The following is a 19604-nucleotide window of genomic DNA, read 5'->3' as shown; positions in this document are numbered from 1 at the left end:
TGAGTATAAATATAACAATTCAATAAAACCTTTTTTACAGCTGAATTTTGCCATATTCACTTGTAGATAAGCCTGAAATCAAAGTTTGAATTTAAAACTGGAAAGTGGTTTTGAATTTAAATTCATAAAAACAAATTCAAATTTAAATCGGGCTTTGAATTTAAACTTGCGCTTTTAAATTCAAAAATATGAATTCAAATTTAAAACTGGATAAATGAATTCAAAGTTTCTGAATTTAAAAATATTAGCCCATTATTCAAATGAATTTAAAATGAAAACTAGTGTAATTAGAGCATGTTGATGATCGTGACTCGCTTTTCCTGAAACAAGTTATCCCCAGTAATTTTTAAATTCAAAACTGATTGCAAGTGTTTTGAATTTGAATTTAAAAATCCCGCTGATTTGAATTTAAATCAGGCTTGTGGATAACTCATGTTTAAATTTAAAGATTACAAAATGAATTTAAAAGTGTAGGAATTATGAATTTAAATTTACGCATTGGCGCTTTAATTTTCATCATGAGCTGCTAAGGTAGAAACATAATTCAAAATCTAAATACTCAAGGGTCTTATGCAACGGCTTGCACTTTTTATTGGTTCTGTGGTCTTGGCTGCTTCACAGGCACAGGCTGAACTTATTATTAATGGTCAACGTGTCACGCCGACTGATTTGACCTCTAGTTCAAATATCCCGAATTATGCCTCCCAAAATAATTTTCAAAACTGTCTCGCCAATTTGCGCAGTCAAGCTGTTGCTAGAGGTGTAAGCGGCAGTACCTATGATCGTTATACCCAAAACTTAAGCCCTGATTATTCAGTGATTGAACGCCTGAATTACCAGCCTGAATTTTCTACCCCAATTTGGGATTATCTGTCTGGTTTGGTGGATGAAGAACGGGTTCAGCTCGGCCGGCAAAAATTACAGCAACATCGTGAGGTGCTCAATCGTGTTGCTGCCACCTATGGTATACCTGCAGAAACGGTAGTTGCGGTATGGGGTGTCGAAAGTAATTTTGGTGATATTTCGGGGAAATATCCTTTATTACAGGCTTTAGGAACTTTGAGCTGTGAAGGTCGTCGCCAGAGTTATTTCCGTGGTGAGTTTTTTACCACCATGAAACTCTTACAGCGTGGCGATGTGCGTGAAGAACAATTAAAGGGTTCCTGGGCAGGCGCATTTGGTCATACCCAGTTTATGCCATCGACTTATGATGAGCTTGCAGTTGATTTTGATGGTGATGGCCGACGTGATCTAGTTTCGAGCATTCCGGATGCACTCGCATCAACTGCCAACTTTTTAAGCAAGCGTGGCTGGCAGAGCGGACAGCCTTGGGGTTTTGAAGTCAAGATCCCTCAAGGCATGTCGGTTTCCGGTGAAGGCCGAAGAAATAAAAAATCCTTGAGTAGTTGGAACAATCAAGGGGTGGTACGTGCCGATGGTTCGGCATTAATTCAAGGAAATTTATCACAATCCTCTCAAGCAGGATTACTTGCACCTGCAGGCCCGAGTGGCCCAGTATTTTTGGTATTTAAAAATTTTGATGCCATTTATAGCTATAACGCGGCAGAAAGTTATGCCTTGGCGATTGCACATTTATCCGATCGACTGCAAGGTAAAGGTTCATTTATGGCCACATGGCCTACTGATGATCCGGGAACTTCGCGTGCAGAACGTCGTGAGATCCAGCAATTTCTGTTAAACCGTGGCTATGATATTGGTGCGGTGGATGGTCTGATTGGAGATAAAACCCGTCAAGCGATTCGTCAGGAACAGCAGCGTTTGGGCTTGAGTCCAACAGGTCGTGCTGGTCAGCAGATTCTGCGGGCCTTTAGAAATGAAAATGCCAAACGCATGATGCAATAAATTCTTGAGCATAAAATTTAAAATCAAAAAAGGTCTGCATTTATGCAGACCTTTTTTGATGACTGTTTTTGAGTAGCTATATAGTCATGCAAGCTAATAGTAATTAGCTGAATTTAAACAGCAGTAATGGTACCGAGGATGCGATATCCAGCAGCACCAGTGACTGCTGGCAGGTTACCATTCAGCTGATTCATAAAACGCATGGCCAGCCAGGCAAAGGCCGTGGCTTCAACCCAAGTCGGGCTTAAACCAAGATCGGCCGTAGTTTGTACGCTCCATTCATGCTTGCGTAGGCGCCAGCGCAACTGCTCCAGTAAATGTGAGTTGTAGGCACCACCACCGCAAACAAAAACCTGTCCGGTATCCATGCCGGAGCGGTAAATGGCTTTTTTAATGGCACGGGTGGTGAGCTTTAATAAAGTCGCCTGTACATTTTCCGGAGTGTCTTCCAGTTCATCGTATTGCAGGTCATTGCGCCAGTCAGCAATCTGTTCATCCAGCCATTCCAGGTTGAAATCTTCACGACCAGTACTTTTCGGAGGTTCTTTGGAGAAGAATTCGTGTGACTGCAAGCGATCAAGCAAACTGCGAATCGGGGTGCCATAGGCTGCCCAGTTACCATTTTCATCAAAAGGCTGGCCGGTATAACGGGAACACCAAGCATCCATCAAGATATTAGCCGGTCCGGTATCAAAACCATACACCTCTTCAGGCTTGCCGGCAGGCAGCAGGCTGACATTGGCAATACCACCCAGATTTAAAATGACCCGGTGAATGCTGTCATGCTGGAAAATATCCTGATGAAATGCCGGAACTAAAGGCGCTCCCTGACCACCTGCCGCCAGATCACGACGACGAAAATCTGAAATCACCGGAATCTGGGTAATTTCAGTAATGATGTTCGGATCACCAATTTGCAGGGTAAAACCATGTTCAGGACGATGCCGGATAGTCTGGCCATGCGAGCCAATCGCCTTAATTCTGGATTTATCTAGGTTGTTTTTTTCAATCAGCGCATTAATACCATGACCAATCATTTGTGCCAGTGCAACATCAGCCTTGCCCATGCGGTCAATTTCATTGTCATCCGGCAAAGTCAGTGCCATCAGCTCATCCCGAAGGTCAGGATCAAATGCCAAAGTGAGTGTGGCATGAAGCTGGAGTGGATCAAAAGAAGCAGCAACAATATCGACACCATCCATGCTCGTGCCGGTCATTACCCCAATATAGATCGCTGTCATGGTTATTCTTAAGCCTGCAATATGCTGAAAAAGTGTTAGTATATCGCACAAATTGAGTAACTGATGTATTGGATTTTGTGATGTCAAATTTCCTGCCGGCTGAAGAACAACTTGCCCTCATTCAACGAGGCACCCACGAAATTATTTCTGAAGAAGACCTTCTCAAGAAATTAAAATTGAATCGTCCATTAAAAATTAAAGCGGGTTTTGACCCGACTGCACCTGATTTGCACTTGGGCCACACGGTTCTCATTAATAAGTTAAAAGTATTCCAAGACTTGGGTCATGAAGTGTTGTTCCTAATTGGTGACTATACTGCGATGATCGGTGACCCAACCGGAAAAAGTGCTACACGTCCGCCATTGTCACGTGAACAGGTTTTAGAGAACGCTAAAACATATCAAGAACAAGTATTTAAAATTCTTGATCCAAACAAAACCAAAGTGGTGTTTAACTCGGAGTGGTTTGCACAAAAAACTGCGGCTGATTTAATTCAATTGGCATCACAGCAAACGGTTGCACGTATGCTTGAGCGTGATGACTTCACCAAGCGTTATAACAATCAACAACCGATCGCGATTCATGAATTTTTGTACCCATTGGTACAAGGCTATGACTCTGTTGCGTTGGAAGCAGATGTTGAATTAGGTGGTACAGACCAAACCTTTAACTTGTTGATGGGTCGTACCTTACAAGGTCGCTATAACCAAGAAGCTCAAGTCTGTATCACAGTGCCAATCCTTGAAGGTTTAGATGGCGTCAACAAGATGTCTAAATCTTTAGGTAACTATATTGGTGTATTTGATGCACCGGGCGCGATGTACCAGAAAGTGCTCTCAATGCCGGATGCATTGATTGAGCGTTATTTTGATCTGCTGAGCTTCAAAACCATTGAAGAAATTCAGCAACTATTAAAAGAAGTGGCAGAAGGCCGTAACCCGCAAGAAGTCAAAAAGATTCTTGCACTGGAGCTGGTTGAGCGTTTCCATGGTGCAGAGGCGGCTGCCAATGCGCATAAAGGCGCGGGCAATATCATTACTGAAGGTGAATTACCCGAAGGTACGCCAGAAGTAACTATTTCACGTGGCGAGTTTGGTGGGGAAATCTTTATTACCTCGATTTTACGTGAAGCCGGCTTAACCAAAAATGCAGCCCAGGCTAAGGATGCATTAGGCCGTGGTGCAGTGAAAGTGGATTGGCAGACTGTAGATACGACCTATTCTGTGAAAGAGAACGTAACTTTGATTGTTCAGGCCAGTAAAAAAGCAATCGCTAAAGTCACTTTTATTGACTAAAAAACGGATAAGTTATTGAAATAAAAGCAGGCTTCGGTCTGCTTTTTTTGTTGATGTTCTATATTTAAAAATCAAATAAGTAAAGTCAAAAAAAACCCTATGAAAACAAGAGTTAATTTTTCCCAAATCACTTGCTTTTCATCTTTATTATGTATAGGATTTATTCATCTAGAGAATTCGTTTAGAGCATCTAGAGGGTAGTAAAAATAATAGTACTCCACAACTGAGAAGTCTCTTTTCCAAGAGGCTCTTTTTAAAAGCTTTAAAGCGAATAACTATAATAATGACATAATGGATCGGGTAAAGATTCAATTCTAAGGAGGAGATTTTGGGAGAGATCTCTTCCTTTTTTATTTATTCTGATTGCGTAATCAAAATATAAATCTGCATGCCTACTCTTCTTGTTGAACAACTAAACTTAAAATTAATCAGCAAATCGAACTTAGGTGAATGACCTCTAAGGGTGAGTTCATTTCAATTGACTCCAAAAGAAAAGTGCAAAACATAAAAAATTAAAGCAGAGGTGATTGAATGTATCGCTTTCCAACAGAAGATATTTTTGATGAACAGATCGATTGCATATTACGGTTCTTATTTGAATACCAGCCGGTCGAACAAAAACAGCAACTCTATGGATCTGTCTATACTTTATTTATGCAGCTTGATCTGGCCGCGCATTACTTTTTATTTTCCCTGATTGAAGAGCAGTTACCGCGACGCGCGAAATTATTCTTTATTGCCGAGGATTATCAGGGCAAGAAAGACATGATTGTAGAAGTTATGCAGCACTGGCTTAGACAGCAACAACAGGAAAAAGTCGCTTAATGCAAAATAACAGACTTTATCTTCTATATATAAGTGATCTAAGCATGGTTTTGGGATTCGAAAACTAAAAATGAATACTTTTTTTATATAGCAGCCTAAAAATAGGCTTTTATAAAAGCTTTTTACGTCAAAAATAACTCATCAATATTGAGGAGTCTAGGATTTAGATCGGTTTGTTGGGCAAGGTAGGGGAATTTTGGTTTTCTTTTGACGAGCTAATTTAAATAAAAGACAAGATTTCAATATCAAAAGGCTAAAAATACTGTTTTAAATATTATTGTGATAGTTTTTAGGTCTAAATGAATTTTCAGTTATAAAAATAAAATGAAGTGTTTAGTGGGTTTATTGCATAAAAACGCTTAAAAATTAGATAAAAAAGCGATTTTTTAGTAATTTTTGTAGAAAAAAAAGACATACGTGAAAAATATAGTGAATTGGGGGTTGCAATGATTCTGAAATCCTCTAGAATGCACCCATACCGACGAGATAGACGGAAACGAACGAAGCAGAATGGCGGAGTTGTTAAGTTTATCGAAGTCCAGCTTCTGGCACTGACGAGGTGTTGGAAAGATCATTAAGAGATTATGAAGAACAACTTGTGTGGATTTTTACTGGTTGATTGATCGAGATTATTTTCATTGATTGATGGTAGAAATTACTCGAAGTTTATTTGAGAAATATTTGTCAGAAAATTGATGAGCCAAGATTGGCACCCTTTAAGGTGCTACTGATTTTAAACTGAAGAGTTTGATCATGGCTCAGATTGAACGCTGGCGGCAGGCTTAACACATGCAAGTCGAGCGGGGAAGAGTAGCTTGCTACTTTACCTAGCGGCGGACGGGTGAGTAATGCTTAGGAATCTGCCTATTAGTGGGGGACAACATCTCGAAAGGGATGCTAATACCGCATACGTCCTACGGGAGAAAGCAGGGGACCTTCGGGCCTTGCGCTAATAGATGAGCCTAAGTCGGATTAGCTAGTTGGTGGGGTAAAGGCCTACCAAGGCGACGATCTGTAGCGGGTCTGAGAGGATGATCCGCCACACTGGGACTGAGACACGGCCCAGACTCCTACGGGAGGCAGCAGTGGGGAATATTGGACAATGGGGGGAACCCTGATCCAGCCATGCCGCGTGTGTGAAGAAGGCCTTTTGGTTGTAAAGCACTTTAAGCGAGGAGGAGGCTACCGAGATTAATACTCTTGGATAGTGGACGTTACTCGCAGAATAAGCACCGGCTAACTCTGTGCCAGCAGCCGCGGTAATACAGAGGGTGCAAGCGTTAATCGGATTTACTGGGCGTAAAGCGCGCGTAGGTGGCCAATTAAGTCAAATGTGAAATCCCCGAGCTTAACTTGGGAATTGCATTCGATACTGGTTGGCTAGAGTATGGGAGAGGATGGTAGAATTCCAGGTGTAGCGGTGAAATGCGTAGAGATCTGGAGGAATACCGATGGCGAAGGCAGCCATCTGGCCTAATACTGACACTGAGGTGCGAAAGCATGGGGAGCAAACAGGATTAGATACCCTGGTAGTCCATGCCGTAAACGATGTCTACTAGCCGTTGGGGCCTTTGAGGCTTTAGTGGCGCAGCTAACGCGATAAGTAGACCGCCTGGGGAGTACGGTCGCAAGACTAAAACTCAAATGAATTGACGGGGGCCCGCACAAGCGGTGGAGCATGTGGTTTAATTCGATGCAACGCGAAGAACCTTACCTGGTCTTGACATAGTAAGAACTTTCCAGAGATGGATTGGTGCCTTCGGGAACTTACATACAGGTGCTGCATGGCTGTCGTCAGCTCGTGTCGTGAGATGTTGGGTTAAGTCCCGCAACGAGCGCAACCCTTTTCCTTATTTGCCAGCGGGTTAAGCCGGGAACTTTAAGGATACTGCCAGTGACAAACTGGAGGAAGGCGGGGACGACGTCAAGTCATCATGGCCCTTACGACCAGGGCTACACACGTGCTACAATGGTCGGTACAAAGGGTTGCTACCACGCGAGTGGATGCTAATCTCAAAAAGCCGATCGTAGTCCGGATTGGAGTCTGCAACTCGACTCCATGAAGTCGGAATCGCTAGTAATCGCGGATCAGAATGCCGCGGTGAATACGTTCCCGGGCCTTGTACACACCGCCCGTCACACCATGGGAGTTTGTTGCACCAGAAGTAGGTAGTCTAACCTTAGGGGGGACGCTTACCACGGTGTGGCAGATGACTGGGGTGAAGTCGTAACAAGGTAGCCGTAGGGGAACCTGCGGCTGGATCACCTCCTTAACGAAAGATTGACGATTGGTAAGAATCCACAACAAGTTGTTCTTCATACGATGTATCTGAGGGTCTGTAGCTCAGTTGGTTAGAGCACACGCTTGATAAGCGTGGGGTCACAAGTTCAAGTCTTGTCAGACCCACCAAATCTGACTAACGAAGCATGAAAGTGCTGAAGCAAACAGAACAGAACGATACATTGACTTATTGATAAGCTGGGGACTTAGCTTAGTTGGTAGAGCGCCTGCTTTGCACGCAGGAGGTCAGGAGTTCGACTCTCCTAGTCTCCACCATCACTTACATTGATCTTGAAATGATCAAGCAAACGTAAGATGAGCTAAGAAACATACAAACAGCTAGATAGCTTATAGAGCTTAGTAAGAAAGAGGCGTATGATTCGCTTCGTTGTTATTAACCTCTGTGATTTATCACAGTTTCCTGACCTGACGAAGGCTGGAAAAATCATTAACAGAATATATTTGAGTTGAAATAATTTGTTCATACTCGTTTTAAGATCGACACTAACAGTCATTTATGACTGAAAGATGAAGATTGAGAAATGAGTTACTAGCGAAATTAACTGAATCAAGCGTTTTGGTATATGAATCTAATTGAAGCTGTACAGTAGTTAAATCTACGAAACGCCAACTGTATGAGCGTGATGAGAGATCATCACAATCTGTTGCTTATCCCACTTGTAAGGATAAACGACTGTTTGGGGTTGTATAGTCAAGTAATTAAGTGCATGTGGTGGATGCCTTGGCAGTCAGAGGCGATGAAAGACGTGATAGCCTGCGAAAAGCTCCGGGGAGGCGGCAAATATCCTGTGATCCGGAGATGTCTGAATGGGGAAACCCACTTACCATAAGGTAGGTATTGCAACATGAATACATAGTGTTGCAAGGCGAACGAGGGGAAGTGAAACATCTCAGTACCCTTAGGAAAAGAAATCAATTGAGATTCCCTCAGTAGCGGCGAGCGAAAGGGGAAGAGCCCATTAAGTCATATAAGTTCTAGTGGAACGCTCTGGGAAGTGCGACCGTAGACGGTGATAGTCCTGTACACGAAAGGGCTTATATGATGATGTCGAGTAGGGCGAGGCACGTGAAACCTTGTCTGAATATGGGGGGACCATCCTCCAAGGCTAAATACTCCTGACTGACCGATAGTGAACCAGTACCGTGAGGGAAAGGCGAAAAGAACCCCTGTGAGGGGAGTGAAATAGATCCTGAAACCGCATGCATACAAGCAGTGGGAGCCGGCTTAGTCCGGTGACTGCGTACCTTTTGTATAATGGGTCAGCGACTTATATTCAGTAGCAAGGTTAACCGCATAGGGGAGCCGTAGGGAAACCGAGTCTTAATAGGGCGTTTAGTTGCTGGGTATAGACCCGAAACCAGGTGATCTATCCATGAGCAGGTTGAAGGTTGGGTAACACTAACTGGAGGACCGAACCCACTGTCGTTGAAAAGCCAGGGGATGACTTGTGGATAGGGGTGAAAGGCTAATCAAACTTGGTGATAGCTGGTTCTCCCCGAAAGCTATTTAGGTAGCGCCTCGGACGAATACCATTGGGGGTAGAGCACTGTTTCGGCTAGGGGGTCATCCCGACTTACCAAACCGATGCAAACTCCGAATACCAATGAGTACTATCCGGGAGACAGACTGCGGGTGCTAACGTCCGTAGTCAAGAGGAAAACAATCCAGACCGCCAGCTAAGGCCCCAAAATTATAGTTAAGTGGGAAACGATGTGGGAAGGCATAGACAGCTAGGAGGTTGGCTTAGAAGCAGCCACCCTTTAAAGAAAGCGTAATAGCTCACTAGTCGAGTCGGCCTGCGCGGAAGATGTAACGGGGCTAAAACTATATGCCGAAGCTGCGGATGCATAATTTATTATGCGTGGTAGGGGAGCGTTCTGTAAGCCGATGAAGGTGGATTGAGAAGTCTGCTGGAGGTATCAGAAGTGCGAATGCTGACGTGAGTAACGACAATGCGAGTGAAAAACTCGCACGCTGAAAGACCAAGGGTTCCAGTCCAACGTTAATCGGGGCTGGGTGAGTCGACCCCTAAGGCGAGGCCGAGAGGCGTAGTCGATGGGAAATTGGTTAATATTCCAATACTTCTGTGTAATGCGATGAGAGGACGGAGAAGGTTAAGTCAGCCTGGCGTTGGTTGTCCAGGTGGAAGGTTGTAGGCATGTATCTTAGGCAAATCCGGGGTACTCTATGCTGAGAACTGATAGCAAGCTGTACTTGTACAGTGAAGTGGCTGATACCATGCTTCCAGGAAAAGTCTCTAAGCTTCAGTTACACAGGAATCGTACCCGAAACCGACACAGGTGGTCAGGTCGAGTAGACCAAAGCGCTTGAGAGAACTCTGCTGAAGGAACTAGGCAAAATGGTACCGTAACTTCGGGAGAAGGTACGCTGTTGTCTGTGATAGGACTTGCTCCTTGAGCGGCCGACAGCCTCAGAAACCAGGCCCCTGCAACTGTTTATTAAAAACATAGCACTCTGCAAACACGAAAGTGGACGTATAGGGTGTGATGCCTGCCCGGTGCTGGAAGGTTAATTGATGGGGTTAGCGTAAGCGAAGCTCTTGATCGAAGCCCCAGTAAACGGCGGCCGTAACTATAACGGTCCTAAGGTAGCGAAATTCCTTGTCGGGTAAGTTCCGACCTGCACGAATGGCATAATGATGGGGGCGCTGTCTCCAGCAGAGACTCAGTGAAATCGAATTCGCCGTGAAGATGCGGTGTACCCGCGGCTAGACGGAAAGACCCCGTGAACCTTTACTGCAGCTTGACATTGAACTTTGATCTTACTTGTGTAGGATAGGTGGGAGGCTTTGAAGTCGCGACGCTAGTTGCGATGGAGCCGTCCTTGAAATACCACCCTGGTAATATTGAGGTTCTAACTCTGTCCCGTTATCCGGGACGAGGACCATGTCTGGTGGGTAGTTTGACTGGGGCGGTCTCCTCCTAAAGAGTAACGGAGGAGTACGAAGGTGCGCTCAGCGTGGTCGGAAATCACGCGTAGAGTATAAAGGCAAAAGCGCGCTTAACTGCGAGACCCACAAGTCGAGCAGGTACGAAAGTAGGTCTTAGTGATCCGGTGGTTCTGTATGGAAGGGCCATCGCTCAACGGATAAAAGGTACTCTGGGGATAACAGGCTGATACCGCCCAAGAGTTCATATCGACGGCGGTGTTTGGCACCTCGATGTCGGCTCATCTCATCCTGGGGCTGAAGCAGGTCCCAAGGGTATGGCTGTTCGCCATTTAAAGAGGTACGCGAGCTGGGTTTAGAACGTCGTGAGACAGTTCGGTCCCTATCTACCGTGGGCGTTGGAAATTTGAGAGGATCTGCTCCTAGTACGAGAGGACCAGAGTGGACGAACCTCTGGTGTACCGGTTGTCACGCCAGTGGCATCGCCGGGTAGCTATGTTCGGAAGGGATAACCGCTGAAAGCATCTAAGCGGGAAGCCTACCTCAAGATAAGATTTCCCCGAGACTTTATGTCTCCTAAAGAGCCGTTGAAGACTACGACGTTGATAGGTTGGATGTGGAAGTGTAGTGATACATGAAGCTGACCAATACTAATTGCTCGTGAGGCTTGACTATACAACACCCAAACAGTTGTTGTATTAAGCATCAATCGATTCGATATTAAACAAAACAGCTTGATTTAGTTACGCTAAACGAACAAACTACTGCAACTCAGATATACCTGTTAATAACTCATTTGATGAAAGCTAGGCACGAAGAGCACTGCTCTGAGGTTAGACCCAAGCAAATAGTCATAAACAGTTGTGCTGGCGACCATAGCAAGAGTGAACCACCTGATCCCTTCCCGAACTCAGAAGTGAAACCTCTTAGCGCTGATGGTAGTGTGGGGTTACCCATGTGAGAGTAAGTCATCGCCAGCTCATTATTCCAAAATCCCCCTCTGCCAAGGCAGAGGGGGATTTTTTTATGTGCAAAAATTATAAATAAAACTTCAAAATTAACTCGTTTTATAGTTTTTAAAATGTATCTATTTACCTTTCTCTGCTGAATTAACATTATAAATTCTGTATCTTGATGTTAATTTGAACCATAAATCAGTATGGAGAAGATAATGTTGTCGCAATTTAAAATAAAAATTCTACTCAGTTGTTGTGCTTTAGCATTTACTGCCTGTCATGCAGAGAATTCATCTTCTAGAAGTAGTCAAGAGGTATCTACATCAGCTGCCAAATCGGATGCAGTCTCTTCTAACTTGCAAAAATATAAGGTTGAACAGGTTGCTCAATTTAATGAGCCGTGGGCGATTACTACTTTAAAGGATGGCCGACTATTAATTACTGAGCGCAAAGGAAAATTGCAGCTCTTTGATCCAAAAACCAAGAAAAAAATTGAAGTTAAAGGCATACCTCAAGTCGCATATGGAGGCCAGGGTGGCTTAGGCGAAGTTGCTTTACATCCCGATTTTGCAAAGAATCGGTGGGTATATCTGAGCTATGCTGAACAAGGCCAAGGCGGATATGGTGCAGTGGTGATCCGGGGTAAATTAAACTTAAATCAAGCCACTCCTCAACTCACACAAATTGAACGGATCTGGACGCAAGTGCCGAAATTTTCAGGCCAGGGACATTATGCCCATCGGATTGTATTCGGGTCGGATGGTAAGTTATGGATCAGTTCAGGAGAACGTCAGCAATTCAACCCTGCACAGGATATGCAATCCAACGCCGGTAAAATTATTCGCCTGAATGATGATGGCTCAATCCCTGCCGATAATCCGTTTATGAATCAGGGTAAAATTGCCCAGCAGGTCTGGAGTCTTGGACATCGTAATCCTCTAGGCATGGCTTTTGATCCGAAAGGGCAGCTTTGGGTGATCGAAATGGGACCAAAAGGCGGCGATGAACTGAACAAGATTGTCAAAGCTAAAAATTATGGTTATCCGTTAGTGTCCAATGGCGATCATTATGCTGGCAAGCCGATTCCTGACCACAGTACCCGACCTGAATTTGAGGCCCCGGCACTGGATTGGACTCCGGTAATTTCTCCTTCAGATTTAATGTTTTATACGGCTAATGTCTTCCCGAAATGGAAAAATAAAGCGATTGCGACCGGTCTGTCTTCCAAGGCGATTGTGATTGTGGATACGACCCAGACTCCAGTGAAAGAAGTCCAGCGTCTGGATATGAAGGAGCGGACTCGCGGGGTTGCTCAGGCACAGGATGGTTCACTGTGGGTGATTCAAGATGGTTCGCAAGCCGGTTTGTTAAAAATGACAGCACCTTAATCCTCTGCTTTTAGGATGCTTATCTAAATATGAAATATTGAATAAGCTGACCATCTGAATAAAAATCTTTTTAAGCTGATGCTGGCATGAAAGAAAAAGGCCTCTACATCCTGTGAAGGCCTTTTCATATTCTGTTAAAGGTATAATGTCTGTTATACCGATCAGCATCCTGCTACGTGAATTTTTTTATTTTTCTTACAAGACTTCCTGTCTTGGTATGATCTGAATATAGCCTGAAGCGATACAACGCAATAGGGCAGTTTAACTGCATGGATTGTAGGTCAAAGCCGACAGCCGAATTTTAAAAGATAATTTTAAAAATACTGTTTCAAAATGATCATCTGACCAAATCATAAACTGCGGTGATGATTTTGCTGTATGTTAGCGAGAGAAAACTCTTTTGATATGCATCAACTGATATAAATAAAAACGTCGATAAAATAATAAAAAGGAAACTCGTATGCCCATGATTCAAATTGAAGTTCGCCAACAATATCCTCAAGCAGTTGAGGAACAATTGCTTAACAGCGTATTTCATTGTGTGAAAACTGCCTTTCAGCTGCCTGAATATGATCGTAATATTCGTCTGGTCATGCATGAAGCGCATCGTTTTCAGTATATGAGCCATTTAGCTCAGCCTGAATATTTTACCTTGATCAGTATTGACTGTTTTGCTGGCCGCAGTCTGGAGACCAAGCGCAATTTGTATCAGCAGATGGTCAAAAGTCTCGGGGAAATCGGTATTCCTGCAGATCATATTCTGATTCATCTGAGAGAAAGTGCATTGGAAAATTGGGGAATTCGAGGAGGGCAAGCCGCCTGTGATGTTGATCTCGGGTTTAAGGTGAATGTCTGATGCATCCCGATCAGTATTCAAGTTAAATCTAAAGTTTAAAAACAGAAAAGCCTCAACATCCTGTCGAGGCTTTTCTGGATTTGCTTCTCAGATCTGACTCCTGTCTAATCTGTCAACGTCCTGTTGATTGGCGCTTTTTATTGTTGTCGTATCGCTTAGCAGACTTCCTGTCTGTTTATGTAATGACTATAGCCTCGCATAAAACGACCGCATAGCGGCTAAACTCTGCGCTGCATGTAGGCTAAAACGTACAGGGCTGTCGTCCAGTCATTAAGCACTGACATATTGAATCAGTCTATCCACCACAGCTTTTAAGTTTTTATTATCAAATTCATTGCCTTGGAAGGAATAATCTTTGTTGCGTGCAAAGATGTCACGGATTTCAATCACGGCATTGGTATCTACCAGTCCAAGTTGAGTGCCGACTTGACGAATCTGGTCAATCGAACGTGAGCCATTGGTCGCGCCATAACCAATATAAGCTGCCGGTTTGCCTTGCCATTCCTTGCCGAGATAGTCCAGGGCATTTTTCAGGGCAGGGCTATAGCCATGATTGTATTCAGGTGTGACAAAAATAAAGGCATCGCCGAGTGCAATCTTGTCGGCCCAGTCTTGCTGTTTGGGCTGATCATAAATCCCGGTCAATGGCGGATGAGCACCAGAAAACAGCGGAAGATCCCATTCTTTTAGATCGACAATTTCAGTTTCTAAAGTGCTAAAGGCATAACTTTTAATTTCCTGCAGTACCCAGTGCGCCACTTTAATCGCAGTACGTCCCTCACGCACACTCCCAACCACAATATAAATTTTCATGTTTCATCCTTTCTTCGGGTCTGATCATCAAATTAAATTAATCAGATTTCAGGAAGGTGACTAGAGATGATTTGTATCCGGAATATAAAAAAGCTCCCGAAGGAGCTTTTTTAAAATCAGTTAATTAGCTGATGTCTTACATCAGTTTAATGCCTTGCTGACCCGCAGGTGTCACTTTGAAGATTTCCACTTCAAAGGTGATGTTTTTGCCTGCCAATGGATGGTTAAAGTCCACTTCAGTGATGTCATCATTCACCGATCTCACCACGCCATACAGGGTGGCTTTGGCTTTGTCTTCAAACTCGATCATGTGACCTTCGATTGGACGTTCTCTGAACTTCACCGTATCAAATTTCTGGATGTTTTCTGGATTCCAGGGACCAAAAGCATCTTCTGGAGGCAGGCTCACCGTACGACGGTCACCGGCACGTAAACCAAACAGTGCTTTTTCAAAACCAGGCAGTAAATTGCCATCGCCAATCACCAGGCTGACCGGTTCTTCACGGCTACGGGTATTGTCAATTTCTACGCCATTTTCGATTGCGACAGAAAAGTGCAGCTCGACTTTAGAACCGTCTGCAACCCGGGTTTCTTCGTTAGGATGAATAAAATCAGTCATGTTGTGCTTGCGCCCGTTGAATTCGATGTTTTTCTAAGAAAAAGGTATCAATCAGCATCAGAATAGTGCCTACAGTAATAGCACTATCTGCGATATTGAACGCAGGGAAGTGGCTGTTCTGGTAATACACATGAATAAAATCGACTACATAGCCGAGGCTGACCCGGTCAATTAAATTACCGATGGCACCACCCAGAATCAGGGCAATCGCCAGCGGTAAAATTTTCATGTCTTTTGGCATACGCATCAGCCAAAACACGAAGATTACAGACACTAAACCTGCCAGTGAAGTAAAGAAATAGCGTTGCCAACCACCGGCATCGGACAGGAAACTAAAGGCAGCGCCATAGTTATGTAGCAGTGTCCAATTTAAAAAGGGCAGCACAGGAACAGGATCTGCATAGTTCAGATTTGTCACTGCAATCCATTTGGTCCATTGATCCAGAATGATCGCCAGAATGGCCAGTCCAACCCACCATAAATTATGTGGATAGAACTGGAATAAGCCCTTTTTGGTGTGGGTATTAGGCATATTTTCTCTCTTCGCCTTGGCCTGTAGGAAGGTTGATGATACAACGACCGCATAGACCAGGATGTGCAGAATGTGTATTTACATCTGGTAATACATGCCAGCAACGTACGCATTTTTCGCCATTAGCTGCTGAAACTTTCACATTCAAGCCTTCAAGATCAGACGCTTCACCTTGTGCTGCATCAAACTCATTGACGATCACTTGTGATGTGATCAGTACGAAACGAAGCTCATCACTTAACTTATCTAGCACTGCTTTTAATTCGGCATTTGCCCAAAGTTCAACTTTGGCAGACAAGTTAGAACCGACAGTTTTCGCGGTACGTGCAGTTTCAATGAATTTGTTTACTGCAGATTTCACGGCAATGAGCGTTTGCCATTCAGCTTCAGATACTACATTTGCAGTTGAAGCCACAGGAATATCATACCATTCAGCCGTGAACACGTATTTCTCTGATTGCTCAGGAATTAACGGCCAAGCTTCTTGTGCAGTGAAGCTCAGGATTGGTGACATCCAACGCACGAATGCCTGTACCAGGTGATACAATGCAGTTTGTGCAGAATGACGTGCTTGCGAATCCGCTTTAGTGGTGTACTGACGGTCTTTGATAATGTCTAAGTAGAAACCACCTAAGTCGTTAATACAGAAATTCGTTAAAGTAGTGGTGACGATATGGAAGTTCATATCTTCGTATGCTTTCTTAATGGTTTCTTGCACTTCAGATGCACGTTGCAGAATGTATTGATCCAGCGCGATCAATTGATCTACAGGAAGCGCATCTGTTGATGGTTTGAAGCCATTCAGGTTAGCAAGCAAGAAACGAAGCGTGTTACGGATACGACGGTAACCGTCAGACGCACGGCTAAAGATTTCTTTACCTGCGGTCATTTCATAACGGTAATCCGCAGATGCGATCCAGAAGCGTAAGCCGTCTGCACCCATATCTTTAATGATGTCTTGTGGGGTGATCACGTTACCGATCGACTTGGACATCTTGCGGCCTTTTTCATCCACGACGAAACCGTGAGTCAATAGACCTTTATATGGCGCACGTTCGTTAATCGCAATCGAGGTCAATAACGACGACTGGAACCAGCCACGGTGCTGGTCTGAACCTTCAAGGTACAAATCAGCAGGATCAGTCAGTTCTTCACGTTCACGCAGTACCGCATAGTGCGTTGTACCAGAGTCAAACCAGACATCTAATGTGTCACGAACTGCGTTGTATTGTTCAGCATCCGCACCGATAAACTCAGAGGCATCACGGTTATACCAGCCATCAATGCCTTCTTGCTCGATCAGCTTAGCCACTTCTTCAATCAGTTCAGGCGTACGTGGGTGCAATTCATTGGTGTCTTTGTGTACGAAGAACGGAATTGGCACACCCCAAGTACGTTGACGTGAAATACACCAGTCCGGACGACCTTCAATCATCGCCTGGATACGGTTTTTACCCCAGTCCGGTACAAAGCTGATATCGTTTTCAATCGTATTCAGTGCATTTTGACGCAGACCTTTGGCATCCATGCTGATGAACCATTGTGGGGTCGCACGGAAGATAATCGGGGTTTTATGGCGCCAGCAATGCGGGTAGCTATGCTTGATCACCATGTGTGCCCAAAGCTTGGTCGCTTCAGTCAATGCTGCAATGATTTTTGGATTGGCTTTGTAGATGTGCTCGCCCGGGAAGATTGGCGAAGTCGGTAAATACACACCATTACCGCCGACTGGGTTTTCTACTTTTAAGTTGTACTGTAAACCAACTTTATAGTCGTCCACACCGTGGCCCGGTGCGGTATGTACTGCACCTGTACCGCTAGCATCGGTGACGTGTTCACCCAAGATCACTGGGACTTGGCGTTCAGCAATTAAAGGATGTTGAAGAACTAAATTCTCAAGTTTTGCACCTGTGAATTCAGCAAGCACTTCAAATGCAGTAAAGCCATAACGCTGAGTTGCAGACTCAACCAATGATTTCGCAAGGATGAAGTTTTGTGATGCTTTGTCTTCACCAATTGCTTTCACCAGTTGGTATTCAAGTTCAGCGTGTAATGCAACCGCTTGGTTGGCAGGCATGGTCCAAGGCGTTGTTGTCCAAATCACGATATCCGTACGATCAGCGATTTCTACGCCGACACGTGCAGATAAATCAGCAAGGTCTACAACCGTGAAACCGACGTCAATTGCGTCAGATTTTTTATCTTCGTATTCAACTTCAGCTTCAGCGAGTGATGAACCACAGTCTAAACACCAGTTGACTGGTTTCAGACCTGGCTCGATATGACCTGCTTTCGCGATTGCACCCAATGAACGTACGATGTCAGCTTCTTGTTTGAAGTTCATCGTTAAGTAAGGATTGTCCCAATCCCCGAATACGCCCATACGTACGAAGTCTTTCTTTTGAAGCTCAACTTGGGTGTAGGCATATTCACGGCAGGCTTTACGGAAGGTAGATGCATCCACTTTTACGCCGACTTTACCGACTTTTTCTTCGACTTTGAGTTCGATTGGCAAACCGTGACAGTCCCAGCCCGGTACATACGGTGCATCAAAGCCATCCATGACACGGCTTTTGATAATGATGTCTTTGAGTACTTTGTTGACCGCATGACCCAAATGAATTTGACCATTGGCATAAGGAGGGCCGTCATGAAGCACGTATTTTTTCTTGCCAATACGCGATTCACGAATCTGCTGATAAATGTTGTCGGCATACCACTCTTCTAACCATTTCGCTTCACGTACTGCCAAATTTGCTTTCATTGCAAAGTCAGTACCTGGGAGGTTTAGCGTGGCTTTATAGTCCACTGCATTTTCAGGAGTTTGCTTATCGCTCATGCAAGTCGTCTTCCAATCTAATCAGTTATGTCACTGACACGTTTTACAATAAAAATATGGGATATTAAAAGGGAAATGTGGGGTGATTTCGACGAAACTCAAGCAGTTTCTCGACATCATCATCAATTCCGGCTTTTAGCGCTTCAAGCGAAGGATAGTCCTTTTCGCCATGTAAATAGTTTAAGAACGTCACCCGCATCAACAGGCCATACAGATTAGCAGAAACATTTGGAAAATGTACTTCTAATCGCCACTCTGGATGTGCTTGTTTAATGGCTGGACGTGTGCCGACATGACCTGCCCCAAACAGGGCAGTCGGGTCATAACCCGCAATACCGGTTTGAGTTGCAGAGTCAGCTTTTACTTTGTCTTTTAAGGATTGTGTTTCGCAAATAACTTCAACCCCATAAATTCCCTTCAGGCAGGGCTTATGACGGTTGAGCCGTACATTAATGGTGGGAAAATCAATGGTTCGGCCAATCTGATCACCATATTGCACCCGCCCGGTAATGCTATAGGGACGGCCCAGCAATTGTGCGGCCAAGGCTAAATCACCGGCTTGCAAGGTCTGGCGAATCCGGGTGGAACTGACGCGTTCACCATCTAAAGCAATGGTATTTAAATTGGTCACTTCAAAGCCGTAATTGCGCAGGAATTCGCTATTGCCCTGACGGTTTTTACCAAAGTGAAAATCATCGCCCAAGACCAGATGCCGGGCATTCAGTTTTTCTTTTAAAATGTCGGCAAAGGCTTCTGCAGTCAGGCTGCGAAAAGTATGGTCAAATTTCGCCACTGCGATATAGTCCACACCCAGCTCAGTCAGATATTCAACTTTTTCACGCAATGATGAAATACGCGGTGGAGCATCATAACCCTGAAAGTATTCAAGTGGTTGCGGCTCGAAAATCATCACTACAGATTTTAAACCCTGTGCTTTGGCCACCTGTTGCAGCTGACGGATCATCGCCTGATGGCCTAAATGCACGCCGTCAAAATTACCGATGGTCACGGCAGTTTTGGGTAATTCAGAATGAGAGGCTAAAGCATTTAGACGGAGCAGCTGCATGGGCAAATCAAGTGCTTAGAAATATCGAGAGGCTATATATTGCCATAATCTCGCGCTTTCGTCTTGCTGTTGTGTTTTTATGCAATATTTTTCTTGAAAA

11 protein-coding genes, 2 tRNA genes and 3 rRNA genes are annotated in these 19604 nt (G+C 44.3%); 10 read left to right on the top strand and 6 right to left on the bottom strand.

Translation table 11 applies throughout. The features are described from left to right. The first annotated feature begins 570 nt into the window (after positions 1-570). Positions 571-1863 (top strand): lytic murein transglycosylase, encoded by a 1293-nt coding sequence (locus ACO1B7_RS06905; protein WP_005094875.1) that lies wholly within the window; start codon positions 571-573, stop codon positions 1861-1863. 113 nt (positions 1864-1976) lie between these two features. Here ACO1B7_RS06905 and ACO1B7_RS06900 read toward each other — a convergent pair whose 3' ends face one another. After that, positions 1977-3104, bottom strand: coding sequence for an anhydro-N-acetylmuramic acid kinase (locus ACO1B7_RS06900; protein WP_180087478.1), 1128 nt, complete (start codon positions 3102-3104; stop codon positions 1977-1979). Positions 3105-3184: 80 nt separating this feature from the next. On the opposite strand from ACO1B7_RS06900, the gene tyrS reads away from it, so the two are divergent. The 9 genes from tyrS to ACO1B7_RS06855 all read left to right on the top strand — a co-directional run bounded on the left by tyrS (position 3185) and on the right by ACO1B7_RS06855 (position 13635). Further along, a complete protein-coding gene (gene tyrS / locus ACO1B7_RS06895; RefSeq protein ID WP_005245575.1) occupies positions 3185-4399 on the top strand; it encodes a tyrosine--tRNA ligase in 1215 nt (404 codons plus the stop codon). Between the two features lie 531 nt (positions 4400-4930). After that, entirely contained in the window at positions 4931-5224 is a 294-nt protein-coding gene (locus ACO1B7_RS06890; RefSeq protein ID WP_005104912.1) for a hypothetical protein, read from the top strand. Between the two features lie 735 nt (positions 5225-5959). Then, positions 5960-7497, top strand: a 16S ribosomal RNA gene (locus ACO1B7_RS06885). A 60-nt stretch (positions 7498-7557) separates the two neighbouring features. Further along, positions 7558-7634 (top strand) — tRNA-Ile (locus tag ACO1B7_RS06880). Positions 7635-7705: 71 nt separating this feature from the next. Continuing rightward, positions 7706-7781 (top strand) — tRNA-Ala (locus tag ACO1B7_RS06875). 434 nt (positions 7782-8215) lie between these two features. Then, positions 8216-11110, top strand: a 23S ribosomal RNA gene (locus ACO1B7_RS06870). Between the two features lie 190 nt (positions 11111-11300). After that, a 5S ribosomal RNA gene (gene rrf / locus ACO1B7_RS06865) occupies positions 11301-11415 on the top strand. Together the 16S, 23S and 5S rRNA genes with 2 tRNA genes alongside form the textbook arrangement of a ribosomal RNA operon. 191 nt (positions 11416-11606) lie before the next feature. Further along, entirely contained in the window at positions 11607-12779 is a 1173-nt protein-coding gene (locus tag ACO1B7_RS06860) for a PQQ-dependent sugar dehydrogenase (RefSeq protein WP_313391015.1), read from the top strand. A gap of 460 nt (positions 12780-13239) precedes the next feature. Then, positions 13240-13635, top strand: coding sequence for a tautomerase family protein (locus ACO1B7_RS06855; RefSeq protein WP_313391016.1), 396 nt, complete (start codon positions 13240-13242; stop codon positions 13633-13635). Positions 13636-13905: 270 nt separating this feature from the next. On the opposite strand, the gene ACO1B7_RS06850 is transcribed toward ACO1B7_RS06855, so the two are convergent. The 5 genes from ACO1B7_RS06850 to ribF form a co-directional block, all read right to left on the bottom strand. Further along, entirely contained in the window at positions 13906-14448 is a 543-nt protein-coding gene (locus ACO1B7_RS06850; protein ID WP_004281216.1) for an NADPH-dependent FMN reductase, read from the bottom strand. 136 nt (positions 14449-14584) lie between these two features. Then, positions 14585-15067, bottom strand: coding sequence for an FKBP-type peptidyl-prolyl cis-trans isomerase (locus ACO1B7_RS06845; protein ID WP_180087192.1), 483 nt, complete (start codon positions 15065-15067; stop codon positions 14585-14587). Then, positions 15060-15599, bottom strand: a complete 540-nt coding sequence (gene lspA, locus ACO1B7_RS06840) for a signal peptidase II (protein WP_004281218.1) — start codon at positions 15597-15599, stop codon at positions 15060-15062. Before lspA ends, ACO1B7_RS06845 begins: the two co-directional genes overlap by 8 nt. After that, complete coding sequence (ileS, locus tag ACO1B7_RS06835; protein WP_253147181.1) at positions 15592-18438, bottom strand: isoleucine--tRNA ligase; 2847 nt, start codon at positions 18436-18438, stop codon at positions 15592-15594. The genes lspA and ileS overlap by 8 nt, the downstream gene beginning before the upstream one ends. A 64-nt stretch (positions 18439-18502) precedes the next feature. Next, on the bottom strand, positions 18503-19504 hold the full coding sequence (gene ribF, locus ACO1B7_RS06830; RefSeq protein ID WP_004281220.1) for a bifunctional riboflavin kinase/FAD synthetase: 1002 nt from the start codon (positions 19502-19504) through the stop codon (positions 18503-18505). Positions 19505-19604: the final 100 nt, after the last annotated feature.

It is taken from the genome of Acinetobacter lwoffii, assembly GCF_049367455.1.
Taxonomy (GTDB): domain Bacteria; phylum Pseudomonadota; class Gammaproteobacteria; order Pseudomonadales; family Moraxellaceae; genus Acinetobacter; species Acinetobacter lwoffii_W.
This window is presented reverse-complemented; position numbering and strand designations above follow the sequence as displayed.

Excerpts from the sequence above, each read along its gene's own strand:
- ACO1B7_RS06905 (WP_005094875.1), top strand. The coding sequence starts at position 571 with ATGCAACGGCTTGCACTTTTTATTGGTTCTGTGGTCTTGGCTGCTTCA.
- ACO1B7_RS06900 (WP_180087478.1), bottom strand. The coding sequence starts at position 3,104 with ATGACAGCGATCTATATTGGGGTAATGACCGGCACGAGCATGGATGGT.
- ACO1B7_RS06860 (WP_313391015.1), top strand. The coding sequence starts at position 11,607 with ATGTTGTCGCAATTTAAAATAAAAATTCTACTCAGTTGTTGTGCTTTA.
- ileS (WP_253147181.1), bottom strand. The coding sequence starts at position 18,438 with ATGAGCGATAAGCAAACTCCTGAAAATGCAGTGGACTATAAAGCCACG.
- lspA (WP_004281218.1), bottom strand. The coding sequence starts at position 15,599 with ATGCCTAATACCCACACCAAAAAGGGCTTATTCCAGTTCTATCCACAT.
- ACO1B7_RS06855 (WP_313391016.1), top strand. The coding sequence starts at position 13,240 with ATGCCCATGATTCAAATTGAAGTTCGCCAACAATATCCTCAAGCAGTT.
- ACO1B7_RS06850 (WP_004281216.1), bottom strand. The coding sequence starts at position 14,448 with ATGAAAATTTATATTGTGGTTGGGAGTGTGCGTGAGGGACGTACTGCG.
- ACO1B7_RS06845 (WP_180087192.1), bottom strand. The coding sequence starts at position 15,067 with ATGACTGATTTTATTCATCCTAACGAAGAAACCCGGGTTGCAGACGGT.
- ACO1B7_RS06890 (WP_005104912.1), top strand. The coding sequence starts at position 4,931 with ATGTATCGCTTTCCAACAGAAGATATTTTTGATGAACAGATCGATTGC.
- tyrS (WP_005245575.1), top strand. The coding sequence starts at position 3,185 with ATGTCAAATTTCCTGCCGGCTGAAGAACAACTTGCCCTCATTCAACGA.
- ribF (WP_004281220.1), bottom strand. The coding sequence starts at position 19,504 with ATGCAGCTGCTCCGTCTAAATGCTTTAGCCTCTCATTCTGAATTACCC.